We start from the raw sequence: 21,084 nt of genomic DNA on the forward strand, positions 1-21,084 counted from the left end.
CCGGTAGGGCATCGCATTCGCATTGGCGGGTGCATGCGAAATCGGCGAGACGGAACAGCGGCTCGGCAAGGCAACCGCCTGGTTAGTGGGGGGATTGATAGGGTTACCGGGCCGCTTTAGCTCAGCCGGTAGAGCATCGCATTCGTAATGCGAGGGTCAGGTGTTCGAGTCACCTAAGCGGCACCACCCTTTTCTACATTTCGCCGCTCCATCGATGATCCGTCACCACGGATGCGGCCTGCCACTCGGCGCTTATCGGGCCAATTCCAGATCGGCCGCTCGCGGATGGCAGACCTGCACGTCGGCCTTCTAAACGCCCAACGTTTCGACCCGGTCTGCCGCGCGACGCTCTCGTGAAGGCTTGATCCGATACCAAAGGGCGTAGAGCGCCGGCAGGAACACCAGCGTCAGCACCGTGCCGCCGATCGTGCCGCCGATCAGCGTGAAGGCGAGCGATCCCCAGAACACCGACTGCGTCAGCGGGATGAAGGCGAACACCGCGGCGAGCGCCGTCAGGATCACCGGCCGTGCGCGCTGGACCGTCGCCTCCACCACCGCATGATAGGGATCGAGCCCGTCGCGCTCGTTCTGGTGGATCTGCCCGATCAGGATCAGCGTGTTGCGCATGATGATGCCGGCGAGCGCGATCATCGCGAGAATCGCGTTGAACCCGAACGGCTGGTTGAACAGCAGCAGCGTCGGCACGACCCCGACCAGCGCCAGCGGCGCGGTGAGCAGCACCATCGCCATCGCCGAGATCGAGCGCACCTGGAAGATGATGACCACCATCATCAGCACGATCATCAACGGGAAGACGGCGGCCAGCGCGACATTGGCCTTGCCGGCTTCCTCGAGCGCGGCGGCGGTCTCGATCTTGTAGCCCGACGGCAGCGCATCGACGATCGGCTTGATGCCCTTAATGACCTGATTGGAGATGTCCGGCGGCTGATACTGCTCGCCGATATCGCCGCGCACCGTGACGGTGACGTAGCGGTCGCGCCGGTGCATGATCGGATCTTCCATCCGCACCACCGCCTTGCCGATCTGGTCGAGCGGCACGCGCTGGCCCGCGCTGCCGGTCAGCGTAAATGCGCTCAGCCTGGCCGGATCGAGGCGATCGGGGCCCGCGCTGCGCGCCACCACCTCGACCGAGCGTATGTCCTCGCGAACCTGCGTCACCGGCACGCCCGTCAGCAGGAACTGGAGCTGCTGCGCCGCATCCTGCGAGGACAGGCCGATCGCGCGCAGCCGATCCTGATCGAGCACGAAGTGGACGGTCGGCACGCGCTCGCCCCAGTCGGTATTCACCTGCCGCATCGACGTATTGTCCAGCATCACCCGGCGCACCTGCTCGGCGATCGCGCGGACCTTGTCCTCGTTGGGGCCCATCACGCGGAAGGCGACCGGGAATGGCGAATAGGGTCCGAAGACGAGCTGGGTCACGCGGATGCGGGCGGCGGGCGCCAGCCCCTCGGCCGCGGCTGCGCGCGCGCGATGCTTGAGCGCTTCGCGATCCTTCTCGCTGGGCGTCAGCACGACGATCTTGGCGAAGGACGGATCGGGCAGCTCGGGCGCGAATGGGAGATAGAAGCGCGGCGGACCCTGCCCGATATAGGAGGTGACGATCTTCGATTCCGGCTGCTTGCGCAGCCACGTCTCGACCTTGGCGGTCGCCGCGCCGGTCGCCTCGATGCTGGTGCCCTCGGGCATCTGCACCTCAACCAGCACCTCGGGCCGATCCGAGATCGGGAAGAATTGCTGCTTCACGAAACCCATGAAGAAGATCGCCACGAAGAACAATGCGAGGACGGCCAGCGCGACCTTCTTCTTGTTGTCCACGATCCACGACAGGCCCGCGCGCAGCCGCTGATAGCGCGGCGTCCCGTAGATCGCCGCGTGGCCGCCCTCGATCGGCTTGAAATCGGGCAGCAGCTTGACGCCCAGATAGGGCGTGAACGCGACCGCGACGACCCACGATGTGAGCAGTGCGAAGCCGACCACCCAGAAGATGTTGCCGGCATATTCGCCCGCGCTCGACTTGGCGAAGCCGACCGGCATCAGGCCGATCGTGGTGACGAGCGTGCCCGCCAGCATCGGCGCGGCGGTATGCCCCCACGCATAGGTCGCCGCCGTGATTCGGTCATGCCCCTCCTCCATCTTCACGACGATCGTCTCGATGATGATGATCGCATCGTCCACCAGCAGCCCGAGCGAGAGGATGAGCGCGCCGAGCGTGATGCGGTCGAAATCGCGTCCGGTCGCGAGCATGATGACGAACACGCCGGCCAGCGTCAGCGGCACCGCGAGCGCGACGACGATGCCGGTGCGCAGGCCGAGGCTGACGAGGCTGACCGCGATCACCACCGCCAGCGCGACGAAGAACTTCAGCATGAACTCGCCATAGGCTTCCTGGATGTTCACCGCCTGATCGGTGACCTTGGTGAAGCTGAGGCCGAGCGGCATCTCGGCCGAGATCGCTTTGGCCTCCTTGTCGAGATCCTTGCCGAGCTGGAGCCCGTTATAGCGCTCCTTCATGATGACGCCGAGCTCGAGCGCCGGCTCGCCCTGGTTGCGGATCATGAAGGTGGCGGGATCCTCGTAGCCGCGCTTCACGTCGGCGATGTCGGAGAGCTTGAGCGTGTGGCCGCCCGCCGTGATCGGCGTGTCCTTGATCTTCTGGAGATCGTCGAACGCACCGTCGAGGCGGACCTGCACCTGCGGCCCCTTGGTGTCGATCGACCCCGCCGGCGTCAGCATGTTCTGGCTGGCGAGTGCCGCGAACACGTCGCGCGCCGACACGCCCAGATTGGCGAGACGCGCGTAGGAGAATTCGACGTAGATCCTTTCCGGCCGCTCGCCGATGACGTTGACCTTCTTGACGCCGGGCACATGGAGCAGCCGCTGGCGCAGCGCCTCTGCCTGGCGGACGAGGACTCGCTCGGGCTCGCCCTCGCCCTTCAGCGCGTAGAGCGCGAAGGTGACGTCGCCATATTCGTCGTTGATGAAGGGCCCCTGCACGCCCTGCGGCAGCTTGAGCGCCTCGTCGCCGAGCTTCTTGCGCGCCTGGTAGAATTCCTCCGGCACGATGGCCGGCGGTGTCGGGTCCTTGAGCGTGACCGTGGTCACGGCGACGCCGGGGCGGGTGTAGGTCTCGGCCCGGTCGTACCAGGCGAGTTCCTGCATCCGTTTCTCGAGCGGCTCGGCGACCTGGTCCTGCATCTCCTGCGCGGTCGCACCCGGCCACGCGGTGACGAAGGTCATCTGCTTGATGGTGAAGTTGGGATCCTCGGCGCGCCCCATGTGGAGGAACGCGAACAGCCCGGCCATCGAGATCGCGATGATCAGGAACAGCGTGACGGAACGCTCGCGGACCGCGAGCGCGGAGAGGTTGAAGCCCCCTGTGCCCTCGGGGCGGCTCACTGCGCTGCGACCTGATCGGAGGCAACGCGCACGGCCTCGCCCTGATGGAGATAGTGCGCGCCGAGCGCGACGAAGCGCTCGCCGGGCCGCAGGCCGCTCGTGATCGTCGCCGCCTCGTCGCCGAGGCCCGCCACCTGCACCGCCCGCCACGCCACCTTGAGCGGGTTGCCGTCGACGATCCAGACGCCGGGGCCGTGGCCATTGTCGTAGATCGCCGCCATCGGCACCGTCATCGCGCCGGCGGACTTCGCATCCGGCACCGCGATCGTCACCGTGGCGCCGAGCGGCGCCTTCGCCGCGGCGCCCTCGAGCACGTAGCGCGCGTCATAGGTGCGCGTCTGAAGATCGGCCGCATCCGAGAGCTGGCGCAGCCGCGCGGTGCCGGACACGGAATTGAACACCGAGGCCGACGCGGTCGAACCGATCGCCGGGCGGATCGTCTCCGGCAGGCTGATCGTCGCCTCGCGCGGCCCCGCATGGGCGAGCCGCACCACCGTCTGTCCGGCCGTCACCACCTGGCCCGGCTCGGCGAGCGTCTCCACGACCACGCCGTCGGCATCGGCGAGCAGCACCGAATAGCCCGCCTGGTTGCGCGCGACGCCCGCCTGCGCCAGCGCCGCATCGAGCTGAGCCTTCGCGGCATCCGCCGCCGCTTTCGCCTGATCATAGGCCGAGGCCGAGACCGCACCGGCCGAAACAAGATCGCGATACCGCTTCTCATCGGCCGCGGTCTGAAGCGCCTTCGCGCGCGCCGCCTCGACGCTTCCCGCCTGCGCGACCGTCGCCAGCGCGAGATCGGTGCGGTCGATCCGCATCAGCGGCTGCCCCCTGCGGACGGTCTGGCCGGTGTCGACGAGACGCTCGACGATCTTGCCGGGGACGCGGAAGCCGAGATCGCTCTGCACCCGGGCGGAGACGATCCCGGTGAACTCCCGGCCGGTTTGCCCGGTCGAGCCGATCGTGGCGACGCGCACGAGCTGCGCGCCGACCCGGGGATCGCCGGCCGGCTTCGAACAGGCCGACAATGCGAGGCTGAGGGAGCCGAGCATGATGATCGGCGTGACGTGACGAAGACGTGGCATGAGTCGCTCCCCGCATTGGGCTACGGCTCATCTGTCTACGAGTGACCGTTATGTCAATGGGTCACAGGTTACTTTCACGCTACAGGTCAGGGTGCGAGGCTCCGCAGCACGAGACTGGCAACCTCGTTCGCGCCTTCCGGCACGGCGTCGAGATTATATTGGAGCATCACCGGGTTCATGAACGGCTGGAACACGAGCACGATCGCGCGGACCGCCTCGTCGATCGGCGTCTTGCGCTCGAACTCACCGGACGCGCGCCCCTCCTGGATGATCTCGGCGAGCATCGCGCCGACCTTTTCCACATAGGCTTCCGACGACGGCCAATGCTCGGCGCAGGAATAAGCGGCGATGTCGTAGAGCTTGCGATCGTTGAAAAAAAGCTCGCAGCTCAAAGACGTTATCGTCTTGAAAAGACGACGAAGCCTGTCGGTCGCCGTCTTCCCGTCGGCAACGGATGCCTCGACCGATTCGATGATCGAGCCCAGGCAGCGACTGCAGATCGCCTCACCGATCGCCTGCTTCGATTCGAAGAATTTGTAGATGTAGGCCTTGGAGAAACCGATCGCCTTCGCCAGATCTGCGACGGTCGTCTTGCCATAGCCATAGTGGCTAAAATGCTCGTCCGCCGCCGCGATGATCTGGTCGCGGATGCTGTGATCGGCGGGCCCGCGCTGGCCCGCCGCGCTGCTGGCTTGGAGGTCGCTCATCGACGCTACATAGCTTTGGCAGCGTTGATTGACAACGAGTGACCTATCTATATATTCGTCACACATCCAGTCGACTTCGAGGTCACCATGCACGTCCACACGTCGGCGGCGCTCCTTCTTGCGTCGAGTCTCATGGCCGGCTGCGCAGTCGGCCCTGACTATCATCGCCCTGCGATCGCATCCCCCGCGACGTTCCTGGGTTCCCCCGCCGTCGCCGACCGCGTCGCACCCACGGCCGTGTCCGGAACCGACCTCGCATGGTGGTCCGGCTTTGGGGATCCGACCCTGACCGGCCTCGTCGAACGGGCGCTCGCCCAGAACCTCGACATCGCACAGGCGGTCGCCCGGGTGACGCAGGCGCGGGCAGGCCTCCGCGAGGCCGATGCCGCGCTGCTTCCGTCCGGCGACGTGACGGCTTCAGCCGCCGCGCTCAGGCTGTCCAGGGACACCCTCCAGGGGCGACAGCTCGCCGCCTTCGGCGTGGGCCGCAATCAAGAGGCCTATGAAGGCGACGTCGGTGCCAGCTGGGACATCGATCTCTTCGGCGGGCTGCGGCGCGACCGCGAAGCGGCGTTCGATGAATATCAGGGCTCGCGCGCCGGCGTCGCCGCTGCACGTCTCGCGGTCGCCGCTGAGGTGGCCGACACATATATCGCGATCCGCGGCCTGCAGGAGCGGCTTGCAGTCGCGAACGAGCAGGTCTCCACCCAGCAGAGGCTGGTGGACACGATCGGCCTGCAATACCGCAAGGGTGTCGCGGCCGAACTCCAGCTCCGCCAGGCCGAAGGCGTCCTCGCGCAGGTGAAGGGCACGGTGCCCGTGCTCCAGGTGGCGTTGGACGCCGCGCTCAACGCGCTCGACGTGCTGATGGGCGAGCAACCCGGCGCCGAGCGCGTGCTGCTCGCCGCCCCGTCGGCGATTCCGACCGCCCCCGCCATCACCGACATCGGCAGCCCGGCCGACCTCCTTCAACGCCGGCCCGACCTCATCGTCGCGGAACGCAGGCTCGCCGCCTCGAACGCCCGCATCGGATCTGCGATCTCCGAATACTTCCCGAAAATCTCGCTTACCGGACTGGTCGGCACCGCCGCGACCGGACCCGCGAGCCTCTTCACCGGCGGGGCCTTCCAGGCGCAGGGTGTTGCCGGGCTGCGCTGGCGGTTGTTCGATTTCGGCCGCGTCGACGCCGAGATCAAGAATGCGCGGGGCCGCAACGCCGAGGCGCTCGCGGCCTACCGGCTTTCGGTGCTGCGCGCGTCCGAAGACGTGGAAAACGCCTTTTCCGCCCTCGTGAACCGCGAACAGCAACAGCGCACGCTCGTCACCGGCGAAACCTCGCTCGCCCGCGCCCAGCAATCCTCGATGGCCGCCTACAAAGGCGGCGTCGTCAGCCTCATCGAGGTGCTCGATGCCGACACGCGCCTGCTCGAGACGCGCGACGCGCTCGCCCAGGCACGGACGGAATCCGCGCGCGCCGCCGTCGCCTCCTTCCGCTCGCTCGGCGGGGGCTGGAACGCCGTCCCCGCCGCCCCCGGCACCAAACTCGCCGCGCGCTGATCCCTCAACCGAGCCACAGCCTCTACCCCGACAGCCATCGGAATGGGCGCTCAGGACCGACAATAGTCCCGGACGATCGTCACCACCTGTTCTCGGCGAAGAGCCGCGGCCGTGTCGCTCGTCATGTCCACGCCGAAGATGCTGCCGAAGCTGTAGCGGTTCGCGACGAAGTGGAATGCGAGCGCGCTGATCGTCATGTGCAGGTCGATCGGGTCGATCCCAGCGCGAAAGCTGCCATCCGCCACGCCGCGATCGATAAGCGCCTGCGTTCGCGGGAGGACGAGTTCGTTCCTCGCCTCGGCCACCGCGCCGACATGCGGGCCGTGGCGCATATTCTCGTCCGTCACCAGCCGCACGAGTTCGGGATGGCTGAAATGATAGTCGAAGGTCAGCGCCACCAGCCGCTCCAGCGCCGCCATCGGGGCCATCGTCTCCGCACCGGCGTCGAGCTCCGCGGAGCGGATGCCGCGATACGCCTCGGTCAGCACGACGCGGTACAGCCCCTCCTTGCTGCCGAAATGGTAATAGATCATCCGCTTTGAGGTGGCCGTCGCCGCCGCGATCTCGTCGATGCGGGCGCCGGCAAACCCCTTGTCGGCAAATTGGACCGTGGCGACCGCGATGATGTCGTGCCGGTTGCGCTCGGTAACCCCGTCCTTGTCCACGCCCACCTTATGCGCGGGGCGGCAGCGCGTAGGCAACGACATAGTCGCCGCGATCGGGTGACTGGCGCGCGCCGCCGGCCGTGACCACCACATATTGGCGCCCGGTGCGCGGCGACACATAGGTCATCGGCGAACCCTGGCTGCCGACGGGCAGCCGCCCCTTCCACAGAAGCCGGCCGGTGGCGACGTCGAGCGCGCGCAGATAATAATCCTGCGTGCCCGCGAAGAAGACGAGATTGCCCTGCGTCGCGAGCGAGCCGCCCAGCGTCGGCATGCCGATCGGTATACCGAGATGCATCTTGATCCCCAGCGGCCCGGTATCCTGCACGCTGCCCATCGGCACCTGCCACGCAATCTTGTGCGTGCGCAGGTCGATGGCCGTCATCGTACCGAATGGCGGCTTCTGGCAGGGAATGCCGAGCAGCGAGACGAAGCGATTGCGGTTCGAGACGTAGGGCGTGCCGGTCATCGCCGACAGCCCCATCTCGGTTCCGCCCGTCACCTGATGCTTGAGCTTGTCGCGCGGGGTGAGCCGGTTCCAGAGCCCCAGCCGCATATCGTTCACGATCAGATAATCGTGCACCATGTCGATCGAGACGCTGCCCCAGTTCATGCCGCCGAGCGATCCCGGCATCTGCAGCGCGGTATCGACTCCGGGCGGCGTATAGGCGCCCTGCGAGCGCATCTGCTTGAACTGTATCCGGCACAGCAATTGGTCGATCGGCGTCGCGCCCCACATGTCGGATTCGGTCAGCGTGGCGGTCCCGATCGACGGCATGGCGGAGACGGGCTGGGTCGGTGAGTAGCGCTCGCCCGGTATCGATCCCACGGGCACGGGGCGTTCGGTGACGGGAACGATCGGCGTGCCGGTGGCGCGGTTGAGGACGAATATCTGCCCGTTCTTCCCCACCTGGATCAGCGCCGGCACGCGGCCGCCATGCCCGTCGGGCAGATCGTAGAGAGCGGGCTGGGCCGGCAGATCGAAATCCCAAAGGTCGTGATGCACCGCCTGGAAGCGCCAGCGCGGGCGCCCGGTGGCGACGTCGAGCGCGACGACCGACGTGTTGAACGCGTCGTCGCCCGGCCGGCGCAGCCCGCCGAAGAAATCGGGTGTCGCATTGCCGGTCGGCGCATAGATCAGACCGAGCCGGGGATCATACGCCATGCCGGCCCACACGTTGGGCGTGCCGCGCGTGTACGTCTGTCCCGGCGGCGGCAGGCGCGTGATGGCGGGATTGCCCGGATCCCACGCCCAGCGCAGCACGCCGGTGGTCGCGTCGAACGCGCGCACGACACCCGCGGGCTCGCCCTCTTCGATATTGTCGGCGACACGGCCGCCGATCACCACCGCATCGCCCGCGACCAGCGGCGCGGCGGTGAGCGTGTAATAGCCCGGCTTGATCACGCCCATGCCGACGCGCAGATCGACGACGCCATTGGCGCCGAACCCGGCGCACGGCCGGCCGTCGCGCGGATCGAGCGCGATCAGCCGCGCGTCGTCGGTTTCGAGCAACAGTCGCTGGGCGCAGCGTCCGTCCGGCCCGGCGACGCCCTGATGATAGCCCAGACCACGGCAGCGCTGCCATTGCGGCACATGGGTGTGCGGATCGAAGCGCCACCGCCTCGCACCGGTGTCGCCGTCGACGGCAAGGACGATGTTGTTGGGCGTACAGATAAACAGCGTGCCGCCGATCTGCAGCGGGGTGTTCTGGTCCTCTTCGCCGAAGCCGTTGCTGGCGGCGACGTCGCCGGTATGGATCGTCCAAGCCCGCTGGAGCTGCCCGACATTGCTCCGGTCGATCTGGGTGAGCGCGGCGAACCGCGTACCGCCGACGGTGTTGCCCCAGGCGGGCCAGTCGGTCTGTACCCCCGCCTGCGTGGGAAGATGCGCGACTGCGACCGTGTCCGCCGCGACCATCGGCACCGGCTGGAATGCGCGCACACCCGTCGCGACGAGTGCCAGCGCGAGCAGGCTGGCGACGACATACTGGCCACGTTGCGGCCGCCGGCCGGCGCGCGCCTGCAGCAATGGGGTGAATGCCGCCACCGCGCAGGCGATCACCGCCAGCGCGACGAGGCGCGAGACGAGCGGCCAGAAATCGAACCCCACGTCCGACCATGCCCATATACCGCTAACCACGAAGGCGAGACCGTAGAGCGTCGCGCCCGCCGGCCGGCCGCGCGCGATCAGCCAGCCGGCGACCAGCATCGCTGCGCCCATCGCGACAAAGTAAGCGCTGCCGCCAAGCCAGGCCAGCCATGCGCCGCCCGCGGCAAGCGCCAGTCCGAAGACCCCGATTACGAGGCCGAGTAGCGCCAGCAGCAGCGTCGCCAGACGGTGCGGTCTCGTTGTCGTCATCGCGTCGGATCTTTCGTGGGACGCGGATGCGGGCTTTTGCGTCGAACGACGGAAACCCGACAGCCGCTGCGCCGTTATCGTGTGTACCAGTTAGTACACAGGTCGTCGGGGCACAAGTCCGGACGTGCACGGATGGAGATCGATCATGCCGCTTGTCGCCCGACGGGATACCTTCGCCCTGGTCGCTGCCGCTGCGCTGGCCGCGCCGGGCCTCGCGGCGCCGAGGCCGTCGCCCGCAGGGGTGCGCCGGATCGACCCGATCCGTATTCGTGACGTCGCCATCGGCGAGGGCCGCGCAAAGACGATCGTATCGCTGACCGAAGCGACACGAGATGCGGTGCTTGCGCAGGCGCGTGTGCTCGGCGGCATGGACGCGGTCGATCTGGTCGAGTTCCGGCTCGATCATCTCGACGCCGTCGACCCGCCATCGGTGGCGGCGATGATGACGCCCGTCGCGCAGGCAATCGGTGCGAAGCCGCTCGTCGTTACGTTTCGAACGAAGGAGGAGGGTGGCGAAAAGACGATCGCTCCGGCCGCTTATGCAGCGCTTTACGAGCGCGTGCTGGCGAGCGGCGCGGGCGATCTGCTCGACATTCAGGCCGCGTTGCTGACGACGCCCGCCGTCGCGACGGTGAAGGCCCGCGCGCAGGCAGCCGGGCGCCGAGTCATCCTGTCGCACCATGATTTCGAGCGAACGCCGCCGACCGCCACGATCGTCGCGCTGCTCCGCCACCAGCAGGTGCTGGGCGCTGACATCTGCAAGGTCGCGGTGATGCCGCACGGCCCGGACGACGTGCTGCGGTTGCTGGAGGCGACGTGGACGATGCGGCGCGACCATGCCGACCGACCGCTGGTGACGATGGCGATGGGGGGCGTGGGCGCGGTGTCGCGGTTGGCGGGTGAGGCGTTCGGCTCGGCGCTCAGCTTCGGCGAGGTCGGCGGCGGCTCGGCGCCGGGCCAGGTGAAGATCGCCGATCTGCGCGCTGCGATCGGCACCATCCACCAGGCGCTCGCGGCATGAACCCGCTCTTTCTGAATACGGTGCTGCTGGGTGGCGACACGAAGGCCAAGCTGGCCGCCGCAAGCGAGGCGGGCTTCGACCAGATCGAGCTGTGGACCAGCGATGTCGCAGCGCTGGACGGTGGGGCGGCGGCGACGCGCGCGCTGGCCGCCACGCTGCAGATCGGCTTCACCGATTATCAGGTGCTGCTCGACTTCGACGGCGCTCCCGGAGACAAACGCGAGGTGAAGCGCGCGGAGGCGCTGGCGATGCTCGACACCGCTGCTGAGATCGGCATCGACACGGTCCTGGTTCCCGCCTCCACCGATCCGGCCTGCGATCGCGCGCGGATCGGCGACGATCTGGCATGGCTGGTCGATCAGGCCCGCCTGCGCGGACGGCGCATCGCCTACGAGGGGATGGCCTGGAGTTCGGTCAACGCAACCTTCGCCGCTGCGTGGGAGGCAATCCGCGGTTTCGACCCGGCGCATGCCGGGCTGGTGCTCGACAGCTTCCACCTGTTCGTACGCGACGAGGACGAGACTGTGATCGACGCGGTGCCGGTCGATCGCATCTTTCTCGCCCAGTTCAGCGATGTCGCGCATCCGGTCGCGCTCGCCGACGCCAAGCGGATCGCACGGCACGCACGGCTGCTGCCCGGCGCGGGGAAGCTGCCTCTCGACCGCCTCGCTCGACGGCTGCTCGGTCGGGGATATGTCGGCCCCATCGGACTAGAGGTGTTCAACGACGGCCTCAGGGCGCGAGATCCCGGCCCGGTCGCCAGGATGGCAATGGACGCGCTGCGCCGGCTGCTCGGCCGCGCCGAGGTCCAACCCGCAGATGACAACGCCGCAGGATCGAGCCGCTGAAGAAACGCCGCATCGACTGAAGTTGGGGTGGCAGCCCCGTCAACCCTCCGCGTTCTTCAGGCTTTGGGCGGCACCATCGAAAGCCGCCCATGTCCGGGCCGCCAGGCTGCCGCCCACGCTGCAGCGTCGAACGCCGAGCGCCGCGAAGGCGCGGATGCTTTCGTCGAAGTCGTGGACGACCACGTTGACCGGCTTCGGCGCGACCGCGGCCACCAACTCGGCAACGGCGCCGTGATCGAGGATGAAGGGTACGAACAGGCAGTCGGCACCGGCCTCGGCATAAGCGACCGCGCGCGCGATACTCGCGCTCGGCGTCATGCCCGGCACGCGAAAATTCTCGCTTCGCCCGATCAGCATCACGGCCGGATCCGCTCGATCGATGGCGCCCCTGCTGGCGGCGATGCGTTCGACCGCAAGTTCCTGGTCGTAGATTTCGCTGCCCGACCAGTCCTCGATCGAGACTCCGGCCACGCCCGTTTCGATCGCCAAAGCGACATTGGCGGCCACGTCCGCCGGCCCGTCGGCAAAACCGTTTTCGAAATCGGCGTTGACCGGCAAGTCGGTCGCGCCGACCAGCATCCTCAGGTGCGCGAGAACCTCATCGCGGCTCAGCTCGCCGTCATTTTTTCCGGCGGCCCAGGCGGCGCCGGCGCTGGTCGATGCGATCGCCTTGAAGCCCAGTCTGGTCAGGCGCACCGTACTGCCCGCATCCCATGCGTTGGGGATGATGAAGAAGCCGGTCTCGTGCAGGCGCCTGAAAGCCGCTCGTTTCTCGGTTATCGTAGGCATGCCGATTTCCCCGCTTACGACGTGAAGACGCAAAGCTTCGCGCCGATGCTTTATCCGAAATGGCCCGTTCCGGCCACCAGGACGACACGATCGTCTCGATGATTCAGCGATCCGTCGGGTCGTGCACTGGCCGCGCGGCCGGGGTCGCCGCGGCAACCGGACCGTCGGCGCGAACCGAAATATTGCCGGTCTTCTGGAAACTCTCACGGTAGCGCAAAGGGGTAACGCCCAGCCGGCGCTGGAACGCGCTGCGCATCTGATCCGGGCTGGCGAAGCCACAGTCGAACGCCACCGCCTTCAGCGCGAGTTCCGTCGCCTCCAGCAGGTTGCGCGCATGATCGATGCGGACGCCTTCGACAAATTCGTGCGGCGTCAGCCCCAATTCGCGGACGAACAGCCGTGCGATGCTGCGTGGGCTGACCCCTGCCACTTCGGCGAGCCGCTCCACCGGAAACGCCTCCGCCACATGATCCATGACATAGGCCTGCACCTTGCCGAGTGGCGCCGTCGTCTCGCGCGGGGGCAGCAGCAGCGGGCTGAATTGCGACTGTCCTCCCTGCCGTTGCGCCACGACCACGAGCCCCTTGGCGCAGGCGAGCGAGATTGCCGGCCCATGATCCTCTCCAACGAGCGCCAACGTCAGATCGATACCCGCGGTCACTCCCGCCGAGGTCACAAGGCGATCGTCCCGCGCATAGATCCGGTCATGCTCGACGCGCGCGGTCGGGTATCGGGCGGCGAGCTCTGCCGAGGATATCCAATGCGTGGTGACGGTGCGCCCGTCGAGCAGGCCGGCATTCCCCAGCGCGAAGGTGCCGTTGCAGATCGAGCCGTAGCGCTCTGCCAGGACGCCCCATCGCCGAAGCCAGTCCGACATCGCTTCGTCGGCCGGGCTGTGGGGTAGCGCCGGCCCGCCCGCGACGAGCACCGTGTGGAAGGGGCGACGCGCGTCCTCGAAGGCAAGGTCGGCGGTCATCCACATGCCGTTCGAACTGCGGATGGGCTCGGTGCCGGCCGCCACGAGCAGACAGCGATAATGATCCTCCTGCGGCAGGAAACCGTTGGCCGCCGCGAAGACGTCCATCGGCCCGGCCACGTCCAGCGCCTGAACCCCGTCGTGGATGACGATCGCCACGTCCCTGCCTGCCATCGCGCTCTTCGGTCCTTCTCGGTCGGGGGCGTCCATGCCGTGCCGATGCCGTCAGGCAGCATATCGCACATGGTTGGCAGTTTTCCGATGTGTGCCGTCGTTGCGGCCACGCGGCATTGCTGCGACTTGGGTGGGGCGGGACGGAAGGCGCTTCGGGCCTTTCCCCGGCATCCCAGTCGACGAGCGGTCGCATGCCGCCGGTCACTCCCGTTCGCGGAGGTGCCGGCCTGCGCCCGCCGAACGAAGGAAACGATCCGTGGCCGACCATTTCTGCGACACGACGTCTGGACCGTGCGGGTGCGGGGAGCCGATCGGCGGCGTCACGATCCCCGATAGCGCGCTGTGCCGCGCGATCACCGAGTTCGTGCGCGATACCGAGACCGAACTGCTCTTCAATCATTCCAGCCGGGTCTATTTCTTCGGCGCGATCGCCGGGAAACAGCGCGGCCTGACCTTCAACCCGGAGCTGCTCTACGCGGCGACGATGTTCCACGACGTCGGCCTGATGCCGTCGCACAGCAGCACCGACCGGCGCTTCGAAGTCGACGGCGCCAATGCGGCGCGCGACTTCCTGAGCGGCCATGGCGTCGACCAGTCGGACATCGAGAAGGTGTGGACCGGGATCGCCCTGCACACGACGCCGGGCGTGCCCGAATTCATGCATCCGGTGATCGCGCTGACCACCGCCGGCGTCGAGATGGACGTGCTGGGCCTGACCTACGGCCAATATGCGGACGATATCCGCGAGGCCGTCGTCGCCGCCTTTCCCCGCACCGCGCGGTTCAAGGAGGACATCATCCAGGCCTTCTACGACGGCATCAAGCACAAGCCCGACACGACCTTCGGCAACGTCAAGGCCGACGTCATCGCCGACAAGGAGCCGCACTTCCATCGCGGCAACTTCTGCTCGGTCATCCGCGGCTCGCACTGGCACGCCTGACGGCAATCCCACCATTTCCTGAGGAGAAAGACGATGAGCACGATTTCCAATGTGGTTCTGGTCCATGGCGCGTGGGCGGACGGCTCGAGCTGGGCCAAGGTGATCCCCGCGCTGGCGGCGAAGGGCATGGCGGTCGTCGCCGTTCAACTGCCGCTGACCAGCTTCGAGGCCGATGTCGCGGCGGTGCGCCGGGCCATCGCGCTTGCCGACGGCGACGTGGTTCTGGTCGGCCACAGCTATGCCGGCGCGGTCATCGGCGAGGCTGGCAACGACCCGAAGGTCGCGCGGCTCGTCTATATCGACGCATTCGCGCCGGATGCCGGGGAATCGGCGGGCTCGCTGTTCGCCAAGTTCGAGTCGGCACCGCTGGGTGCCGAGATCAGGCCCGACGCCGAAGGCTTCCTCAAGCTGACGCACGACGGCATCTTCAACCTTTTCGCGCAGGATCTGGATGAAGGCGGGAAGGCGCTGCTTCTGGCGACGCAGGGGCCGATCAACGGCGCCGCACTTGGTGGCGTACTCACCGAGGCCGCATGGAAGAGCCGGCCGACCTTCTACCTGATCGGCGACGAGGATCAGGCCATCCTGCGCGTCGAGCAGGAGCGGATGGCCGAGCGGATGAATGCGACGGTCGCCCATGTCGGCTCCAGCCACGTCCCGATGCTGTCGCACCCCGACATCGTGACCGACTTCATCCTGCGCGCGGCCGCCTGAGACGCGGCGCCGGAGCAACGGGGGCGGGCCGCCGGCCCGCCTTCGACGCCCGGCCGGCGAAGACCGTATCGCGTCGATCCGCGAAGGCGGGGCAAAACGGCATCCGAAAGTATCTCGCATGTTCGAAACCGAGATAATCCGCATCCCGATCCTGCCGTTCGGCATGGTCAATGCCCACCTGATCCGCAGCGCGGCCGGATCGATCCTCGTGGACACGGGCATCCCCGGATCGGAACGCAGGATCGCGCGCGTCCTCGCCCGGCATGGACTGTCGTTTCGCGACATCAAGCTGATCGTCGTGACGCACGCGCATACCGATCACGCCGGAAGCGCAGCAAGGCTGCGCCATCTATCGGGCGCCCCGATCCTCGCTCATCGGGCCGATGCCGACTTCTATAGTCGAAAGAGGCCGATGGCCTTCTGCCCGACCAGCAGGGTCGGCGGGCTGTTCATCAAGACGCCGATGCCGCACGAGCCCTATGAAGGCTTCGAGCCCGACATCACGATGCACGACGGCGAGGCGCTCAACCTGCTGAACTTCGGGGTCGACGGTATCGTCCGTCACACCGGCGGGCACACGCCGGGCTCGGTCGCGGTCGAGCTGGCGTCGGGCGATGCGCTGGTCGGCGATCTGATCGCATCCGGAATCCTGATCGGCGGCATCGCGTTCAAGGGCCGCGCGATCCGTCCGCCCTTCGAGGACGATCCCCACAGGGTCGCCGAGCAACTCGACCGGCTCGTGCAGGGCGGCGCCGCGCGCTTCCATCTGGGGCATGGCGGGCCGCTGGAGCCGCCCGAAGTCCTACGGCACATCCGGAAGCTGGCCAGGATTTCGAGCTGCACCTGCTCGACCCCGCATCACCCTGCTATTGCCCGGCCGTGATGGGCCAGCGCGACGACCTTTGCGCCCCGCATCGCCACGCGCTTCAGGGTTTGAGCCGCCAGCCGGTGCGGAAGATCCACCACAGCAGGAGCAGGCACGCCGCCATGAATCCGGCCGTGAAGGCGAGGCTGGCGCCGACGCCGACATCGCCGATGCCGTAGAAGCTCCAGCGGAACCCGCTCACCAGATAGACCACCGGGTTGAACAGGCTGACTGTCCGCCACGGCTGCCGCAGCATGTCGATCGAGTAGAAAGCGCCGCCGAGGAAGGTGAGCGGCGTGACGACCAGCGAAGGGATGATCGCGAGCTGTTCGAAGCTCCGCGCCCAGATGCCGATGATGAACCCGAACAGGCTGAACGCGATCGACGTCAGCAGCAGGAACGCCACCATCCATCCGGGGTGCAGGATGTGCACGTCGGTGAAGAAGGTCGAGGTGACGAGGATGATGAGGCCGATCACCACCGATTTGCTCGCCGCCGCGCCGACATAGGCGATCACCGCCTCGATCGCCGAAAGCGGCGCCGACAGAATCTCGAACACGGTGCCGGTGAACTTGGGGAAGTAGATGCCGACCGAGGCGTTGGAGATGCTCTGCGTAAGCAGGGTCAGCATGATGAGGCCGGGCACGATGAACGCGCCGTAGCCGACGCCGCCGACCTGCTGCATGCGCGACCCGATCGCGCCGCCGAACACGATGAAATAGAGCGCGGTGGTGATGACCGGGGTGGCGACGCTCTGCCAGACGGTGCGCACCGTGCGCGCCATCTCGGAACGATAGATCGCCCAGATGCCGTGGAGGTTGACGCCGCCGCTCATGCCGCGCGCTCCACCAGGCCGACGAAGATGTCCTCGAGCGAACTTCGACTGGTATCGAGATCCCTGTAATCGATGCCGAGCTCACCCAACCGGCGGATGAGCCCCGGCATCCCGGTGTCGTCAGCCTCCGCATCGAAATCGTAGACGAGGCGGGCGCCGTCATCCTCCAGCGAGAGCGCCCAGTCCGCCAGCTCCGGCGGCAGGGTGGCCAGCGGCTCGTGGAGGGCGAGCGTCAGCCGCCGCTTGCCGAGCTTCGCATGAGCGCATCCTTGTCCTCGACCAGCAGCAGCTTGCCGCCGTCGATCACGCCGACGCGATCCGCCATCTCCTCGGCCTCTTCGATATAATGGGTGGTGAGGATGATCGTGACGCCTTTCGCGCGCAGCTTGCGGACGAGCGCCCACATGTCGCGGCGCAGGTTGACGTCCACGCCCGCGGTGGGCTCGTCGAGGAACAGCAGATCGGGCTCGTGGCTGAGCGCCTTGGCGATCATCACGCGGCGCTTCATGCCGCCCGAAAGCTCGATGATCTTGCTCTTGCGCTTCTCCCACAGCGAAAGGTCGCGCAGCAGCTGCTCGATATAAACAGGATCGGGCGCGCGGCCGAACAGCCCGCGGCTGAAGGTGACGGTGTTCCAGACGGTCGCGAAAATGTCGACCGCCACCTCCTGGGGCACGAGCCCGATCCGCTGGCGTGCCGCGCGTGAATCGGTGGCGATGTCGTGCCCGTCGACCACGATCGTGCCCGACGTCATCGTGACAGTGCCGCAGACGATACTGATCAACGTGGTCTTGCCGGCGCCGTTCGGGCCGAGCAGCGCGAAGATCTCGCCGCGCCGAATGTCGAGATCGACTCCGTCGAGCGCCTTCAGGCCCGATTTGTAATGTTTGCTGAGCGCAGAAATGGACAGGATCGATGGCATGGAGGATCCTCGGAGAGCCGCTCGGTCACGGGAGCGGACGGGCGTTCGCGCCCTTAGATAGAGCGCGCCGGGCTCAATGGAAGCGGGGCCCGCGCGGCCGGGCCGGTTGGCAAGCGCTCAAGGAACCGCGACGACCCCCTCGAAATCGGCGGGATAGCCGCGCAGGATCGCCGCACAGAGATCGGAAGCGACCACCTCGTCGACGCCTGTTCGCGTACCCGCCGCCCGGACGGTCATTGCTGCGCCATGCCAGACGACGCCGTCCTCTCCCCGCTTGCGGATGCGGAGCTCGAGCTGGGTGCGTTGAAGCGGGACCAGCGTGGACTTCCCCGTCGAAAGCGGAATGCTGACTCCGGCGCCGACGCTGCCGAGCGCGCCACCGGGAGACGCGTCCGCGGGACCGGTCCTGACCTTCGCCGAACCGGTTCCGACGTCCACGCGGCTCAGGATCAGCTCGCCCACGTAAGCGGCGTGGCCCGGGTCGGGAAGGATCGTGAAGCCCCGCTGCGCGAGCGCGTCCCCCACGGCATTCACGAATGAGGGGCTCGAAGCGGCCGCCTCGCCATCGGCTCCCTTGAGCTCGATCGAGATCGTTCCGCCACTTGGCGGCGCGGCCGCCGACAGCGCGCCGCCCCATGTCGGCGTGAGAAGCAGGGCAGCAGCGGCGATCGAGGCGAATACTTTGTTCATACGGGCTTTCCACGATCAAATGCGCGCCGGCGTCGACGGCGAAAGCTACAGCGAACCGCACGCCGAGGCGACCGATAAGCGCGCGCGGAAGGGGCAGGTTTCGTCCTCCCGCTCAACCGTCGATCGGAACGCCTACGCAGTCTGCTTCGGCCGGAAAACGGATTTCCGGATCGTCCGGCTTCCACGGTGCGAAACGGGTCAGGGCGGCCTCGAACAGCGGCCCGACAAGAAATCGGTCGAGCCAGCCCCGCACGCGCGGGACATGCTGCGCGTCGAACCAGCCACGGTCGATCGCCGCGAACTGGCGGACGAAGGGCAGGATCGCCGCGTCGGTCAGGCCCTGCAACTCGCCGCAGAGGTTCGACGCGCGCGCGAGCCGGTCTTCGAGCGGACGCAGCAACCCGACACAGGCATCGCGATGGATGGTCGGATCCTCGTCGAAACGGTCGGGATATTTCGCGCGATCGAGATGATGTTTGAACGGCCCGTCATTGGCCGCGATCAGTGCCTCGTCGACGCGATCGAGCCATCCGGCCGGATCGCTGCGGCCGAGCGCCCAGCGCATGATGTCGAGGCTCTGGTCGAGCACCCGGCCGTCGGGGAGCACCAGCACGGGCACGGTCGCCTTGGGCGAAACCGCGATCATTTCCGCGGGCTTGGCGGAAAGCCTAACCTCGCGGATCGCACAGGCCGTCCCGCTCGCCAGCAAGGCAAGCCGCGCGCGGATCGCATAGGGGCAGCGGCGGAACGAGTAGAGGATCGGCAGGCCGCTCACGCGCGCGCGGGCATCGGGCCGATATGGCTGCCGCCGCGCCGCGCGGCGAGCCTGGTCTGGCGGTGGCGCTCGGCATAGCCGGCGCGCTGTTCGTCGGTCCGTTCGTGATGGCAGGCCGGACAGCTCACGCCTTCGGCATAGAGCGGCGACAGGCGGTCCGCGTCGCCGATCGGGCGCCGGCAGGCATGGCAGAGCGCGGTCGAGCCGGGCGCGAGATTGTGGGTGACGGCGGCGCGCTGATCGAACACGAAGCATTCGCCGCGCCACAGGCTTTCCTCCGGCGCCACGGTCTCCAGATAGTTCAGGATGCCGCCCTTGAGGTGATAGACCGCGTCCAGCCCCTCGGCCTTGAGGAAGGCGGTCGCCTTCTCGCAGCGTATGCCGCCGGTGCAGAACATCGCCACCTTGGGCGGCGCGCCATCGCCGATCAGCGCCGCGCGGTGTTCGCGAAACCAGTCGGGGAAATCGCGGAACGTCTTGGTCCGGGGATCGATCGCGCCGGCGAAGGTGCCGATCGCAACCTCATAATCGTTGCGCGTATCGATCAGGATCGTGGCAGGATCGGCGATCAGCGCGTTCCACTCCTCCGGCGCGACATAGTGGCCGGCATCGGCGAGCGGATCGATGTCCGGCTGCCCCATCGTCACGATCTCGCGCTTTATGCGAACCTTCATGCGGTGGAACGGGAGCGTGTCCGCCCACGACGTCTTGACGTCGAGATCGGCGCAGCCCGGAAGCGCGCGAATGTGGTTCAGGACGATTTCGATCCCGGCATCGCTTCCGGCGATCGTGCCATTGATGCCCTCGTGCGCGATCAGGAGCGTGCCCTTGATGCCGTTCGAGCAACAGATGGCAGCGAGCGCGTGCTGCGCGGCGTCACAATCCTCGAACGGCGCGAACTTGTAGAGGGCGGCGATCCGGATGGGGCGTGCGGGCTGGATCATGGCGATCCGGGCGCGATAGTCGATTTCACTGGCGCCGACGAGCAAAGACAAATCGTCCGTTTCTTTCCGCCCCCTTCCGCATGAACTGCGCTAGTCGCACCGGCATCCGCCGGCTGATTTCCTGAGGTGCGCCCGAATGTGTTTCTCCCCGACTGCCAGCTTCACGTCCGCGGCCCTCATCGCGACGATCGGCGTCGCCACGTTGCGTCATGTCCGCTCCCCGAACATGCTGTTGTTCGCCGCGACCCCGCTGCTCTTCGCGGTGCATCAGTTCAGCGAAGGGATGGTGTGGCTCGGACTGGACGGCCAGACCGGCCCATTTGGGCTGAAGCTCGCCGCGTTCGTCTTCACCATGTACGCGCAGGGCATCCTGCCCTTCCTGATGCCACTGGCGGTGCTGCTGATGGAACCCAGGGGGAGCCGTCGCTGGCGCGTCATGATCGGATTGACGGCCATCGGGGCGATTGCGGCCGCGTGGGACGCCTATGGACTGCTGACCTTGCCGACCCACGTGTTCGTCGATCACAATTCGATCGCTTATCGTAACGTGATGACCGGCAGCCTTTTCATATCGTTGCTCTACATCCTCGCGACCTGCGGATCGCTGCTGCTGTCGAGCTTTTCGGTCGTGCGCTGGTACGGCGTCCTGAACATCTGCGCCCTGACCATCGTCGAGATCGTCAGGGATTATGCGTTCGCGTCGGTGTGGTGCTTCTATGCCGCGTTGATGAGCATCATGATCTACTGGCAGTTTCGCCAGCATCGCCTGGACGCAGCAACGTCGTAGCCTTGCATCGCGGA

Annotated in this window: 18 protein-coding genes, 1 tRNA gene and 1 pseudogene; 8 read left to right on the forward strand and 12 right to left on the reverse strand. The window is 67.3% G+C overall.

What is annotated here, in order from left to right; genetic code table 11:
- Positions 1-110: 110 nt before the first annotated feature.
- Positions 111-186 (forward strand) — tRNA-Thr (locus K8P63_RS18440).
- A 123-nt stretch (positions 187-309) separates the two neighbouring features.
- On the opposite strand, the gene K8P63_RS18445 is transcribed toward K8P63_RS18440, so the two are convergent.
- From K8P63_RS18445 to K8P63_RS18455, 3 genes are all read right to left on the reverse strand, one after another.
- Positions 310-3,420, reverse strand: coding sequence for an efflux RND transporter permease subunit (locus K8P63_RS18445; protein WP_223797445.1), 3,111 nt, complete (start codon positions 3,418-3,420; stop codon positions 310-312).
- On the reverse strand, positions 3,417-4,502 hold the full coding sequence (locus K8P63_RS18450; protein WP_223797446.1) for an efflux RND transporter periplasmic adaptor subunit: 1,086 nt from the start codon (positions 4,500-4,502) through the stop codon (positions 3,417-3,419). Before K8P63_RS18450 ends, K8P63_RS18445 begins: the two co-directional genes overlap by 4 nt.
- An 86-nt stretch (positions 4,503-4,588) precedes the next feature.
- Positions 4,589-5,209 carry a TetR/AcrR family transcriptional regulator gene (locus K8P63_RS18455; protein ID WP_223797447.1) on the reverse strand — a complete coding sequence of 207 codons (621 nt, stop codon included), beginning with the start codon at positions 5,207-5,209 and terminating at the stop codon, positions 4,589-4,591.
- Positions 5,210-5,296: 87 nt separating this feature from the next.
- Between K8P63_RS18455 and K8P63_RS18460 the strand changes: the two genes are divergently transcribed.
- Positions 5,297-6,766: an efflux transporter outer membrane subunit gene (locus tag K8P63_RS18460; protein WP_223797448.1), complete on the forward strand. Its 1,470-nt coding sequence runs from the start codon at positions 5,297-5,299 to the stop codon at positions 6,764-6,766.
- Between the two features lie 50 nt (positions 6,767-6,816).
- Here K8P63_RS18460 and K8P63_RS18465 read toward each other — a convergent pair whose 3' ends face one another.
- Both K8P63_RS18465 and K8P63_RS18470 read right to left on the reverse strand, forming a co-directional pair.
- Positions 6,817-7,431 (reverse strand): TetR/AcrR family transcriptional regulator, encoded by a 615-nt coding sequence (locus tag K8P63_RS18465; protein WP_223797449.1) that lies wholly within the window; start codon positions 7,429-7,431, stop codon positions 6,817-6,819.
- 7 nt (positions 7,432-7,438) lie between these two features.
- A complete protein-coding gene (locus tag K8P63_RS18470) occupies positions 7,439-9,790 on the reverse strand; it encodes a membrane-bound PQQ-dependent dehydrogenase, glucose/quinate/shikimate family (RefSeq protein WP_223797450.1) in 2,352 nt (783 codons plus the stop codon).
- Between the two features lie 145 nt (positions 9,791-9,935).
- Here K8P63_RS18470 and aroD point away from each other — a divergent pair, with 145 nt between their 5' ends.
- Both aroD and K8P63_RS18480 read left to right on the forward strand, forming a co-directional pair.
- A complete protein-coding gene (gene aroD / locus K8P63_RS18475; protein ID WP_223797451.1) occupies positions 9,936-10,811 on the forward strand; it encodes a type I 3-dehydroquinate dehydratase in 876 nt (291 codons plus the stop codon).
- Positions 10,808-11,659 (forward strand): sugar phosphate isomerase/epimerase family protein, encoded by an 852-nt coding sequence (locus K8P63_RS18480; protein ID WP_223797452.1) that lies wholly within the window; start codon positions 10,808-10,810, stop codon positions 11,657-11,659. Before aroD ends, K8P63_RS18480 begins: the two co-directional genes overlap by 4 nt.
- 39 nt (positions 11,660-11,698) lie before the next feature.
- Here the strand turns inward: K8P63_RS18480 and K8P63_RS18485 are convergent, their stop codons facing one another.
- Together K8P63_RS18485 and K8P63_RS18490 are read right to left on the reverse strand one after the other, a co-directional pair.
- The gene (locus K8P63_RS18485) at positions 11,699-12,448 is read right to left on the reverse strand and encodes an isocitrate lyase/PEP mutase family protein (RefSeq protein ID WP_223797453.1); all 750 of its coding nucleotides are present in this window, start codon (positions 12,446-12,448) and stop codon (positions 11,699-11,701) included.
- A gap of 103 nt (positions 12,449-12,551) precedes the next feature.
- Complete coding sequence (locus K8P63_RS18490) at positions 12,552-13,598, reverse strand: GlxA family transcriptional regulator (protein ID WP_223797454.1); 1,047 nt, start codon at positions 13,596-13,598, stop codon at positions 12,552-12,554.
- A gap of 256 nt (positions 13,599-13,854) precedes the next feature.
- Here K8P63_RS18490 and K8P63_RS18495 point away from each other — a divergent pair, with 256 nt between their 5' ends.
- The 3 genes from K8P63_RS18495 to K8P63_RS18505 all read left to right on the forward strand — a co-directional run bounded on the left by K8P63_RS18495 (position 13,855) and on the right by K8P63_RS18505 (position 16,135).
- On the forward strand, positions 13,855-14,538 hold the full coding sequence (locus tag K8P63_RS18495) for an HD domain-containing protein (RefSeq protein WP_223797455.1): 684 nt from the start codon (positions 13,855-13,857) through the stop codon (positions 14,536-14,538).
- 33 nt (positions 14,539-14,571) lie between these two features.
- Entirely contained in the window at positions 14,572-15,252 is a 681-nt protein-coding gene (locus K8P63_RS18500) for an alpha/beta fold hydrolase (RefSeq protein WP_223797456.1), read from the forward strand.
- A gap of 118 nt (positions 15,253-15,370) precedes the next feature.
- Positions 15,371-16,135 (forward strand): MBL fold metallo-hydrolase, encoded by a 765-nt coding sequence (locus tag K8P63_RS18505; RefSeq protein WP_223797457.1) that lies wholly within the window; start codon positions 15,371-15,373, stop codon positions 16,133-16,135.
- A gap of 43 nt (positions 16,136-16,178) precedes the next feature.
- Here the strand turns inward: K8P63_RS18505 and K8P63_RS18510 are convergent, their stop codons facing one another.
- From K8P63_RS18510 to trhO, 5 genes and pseudogenes are all read right to left on the reverse strand, one after another.
- On the reverse strand, positions 16,179-16,952 hold the full coding sequence (locus K8P63_RS18510) for an ABC transporter permease (RefSeq protein WP_223797458.1): 774 nt from the start codon (positions 16,950-16,952) through the stop codon (positions 16,179-16,181).
- Positions 16,949-17,874, reverse strand: a pseudogene (locus K8P63_RS18515) (ABC transporter ATP-binding protein). The gene K8P63_RS18510 and the pseudogene K8P63_RS18515 overlap by 4 nt, the downstream one beginning before the upstream one ends.
- A gap of 117 nt (positions 17,875-17,991) precedes the next feature.
- Positions 17,992-18,564, reverse strand: a complete 573-nt coding sequence (locus K8P63_RS18520; RefSeq protein WP_223797459.1) for a hypothetical protein — start codon at positions 18,562-18,564, stop codon at positions 17,992-17,994.
- A 112-nt stretch (positions 18,565-18,676) separates the two neighbouring features.
- A complete protein-coding gene (locus K8P63_RS18525; RefSeq protein WP_223797460.1) occupies positions 18,677-19,339 on the reverse strand; it encodes a glutathione S-transferase in 663 nt (220 codons plus the stop codon).
- Entirely contained in the window at positions 19,336-20,283 is a 948-nt protein-coding gene (gene trhO, locus K8P63_RS18530; RefSeq protein WP_223799880.1) for an oxygen-dependent tRNA uridine(34) hydroxylase TrhO, read from the reverse strand. Before trhO ends, K8P63_RS18525 begins: the two co-directional genes overlap by 4 nt.
- Positions 20,284-20,419: 136 nt before the next feature.
- On the opposite strand from trhO, the gene K8P63_RS18535 reads away from it, so the two are divergent.
- Positions 20,420-21,070, forward strand: a complete 651-nt coding sequence (locus tag K8P63_RS18535; RefSeq protein ID WP_317629327.1) for a DUF6629 family protein — start codon at positions 20,420-20,422, stop codon at positions 21,068-21,070.
- Positions 21,071-21,084 lie beyond the last annotated feature (14 nt).

The sequence above is a fragment of the Sphingomonas nostoxanthinifaciens genome, assembly GCF_019930585.1.
Classification (GTDB): domain Bacteria; phylum Pseudomonadota; class Alphaproteobacteria; order Sphingomonadales; family Sphingomonadaceae; genus Sphingomonas_I; species Sphingomonas_I nostoxanthinifaciens.

Bases quoted from the DNA above. Each gene is read 5' to 3' on its own strand.
- K8P63_RS18450 (WP_223797446.1), bottom strand. From the start codon at position 4,502: ATGCCACGTCTTCGTCACGTCACGCCGATCATCATGCTCGGCTCCCTC.
- K8P63_RS18455 (WP_223797447.1), bottom strand. From the start codon at position 5,209: ATGAGCGACCTCCAAGCCAGCAGCGCGGCGGGCCAGCGCGGGCCCGCC.
- K8P63_RS18460 (WP_223797448.1), top strand. From the start codon at position 5,297: ATGCACGTCCACACGTCGGCGGCGCTCCTTCTTGCGTCGAGTCTCATG.
- K8P63_RS18470 (WP_223797450.1), bottom strand. From the start codon at position 9,790: ATGACGACAACGAGACCGCACCGTCTGGCGACGCTGCTGCTGGCGCTA.
- aroD (WP_223797451.1), top strand. From the start codon at position 9,936: ATGCCGCTTGTCGCCCGACGGGATACCTTCGCCCTGGTCGCTGCCGCT.
- K8P63_RS18480 (WP_223797452.1), top strand. From the start codon at position 10,808: ATGAACCCGCTCTTTCTGAATACGGTGCTGCTGGGTGGCGACACGAAG.
- K8P63_RS18485 (WP_223797453.1), bottom strand. From the start codon at position 12,448: ATGCCTACGATAACCGAGAAACGAGCGGCTTTCAGGCGCCTGCACGAG.
- K8P63_RS18490 (WP_223797454.1), bottom strand. From the start codon at position 13,598: ATGGCAGGCAGGGACGTGGCGATCGTCATCCACGACGGGGTTCAGGCG.
- K8P63_RS18500 (WP_223797456.1), top strand. From the start codon at position 14,572: ATGAGCACGATTTCCAATGTGGTTCTGGTCCATGGCGCGTGGGCGGAC.
- K8P63_RS18505 (WP_223797457.1), top strand. From the start codon at position 15,371: ATGTTCGAAACCGAGATAATCCGCATCCCGATCCTGCCGTTCGGCATG.
- K8P63_RS18510 (WP_223797458.1), bottom strand. From the start codon at position 16,952: ATGAGCGGCGGCGTCAACCTCCACGGCATCTGGGCGATCTATCGTTCC.
- K8P63_RS18520 (WP_223797459.1), bottom strand. From the start codon at position 18,564: ATGAACAAAGTATTCGCCTCGATCGCCGCTGCTGCCCTGCTTCTCACG.
- trhO (WP_223799880.1), bottom strand. From the start codon at position 20,283: ATGATCCAGCCCGCACGCCCCATCCGGATCGCCGCCCTCTACAAGTTC.
- K8P63_RS18535 (WP_317629327.1), top strand. From the start codon at position 20,420: ATGTGTTTCTCCCCGACTGCCAGCTTCACGTCCGCGGCCCTCATCGCG.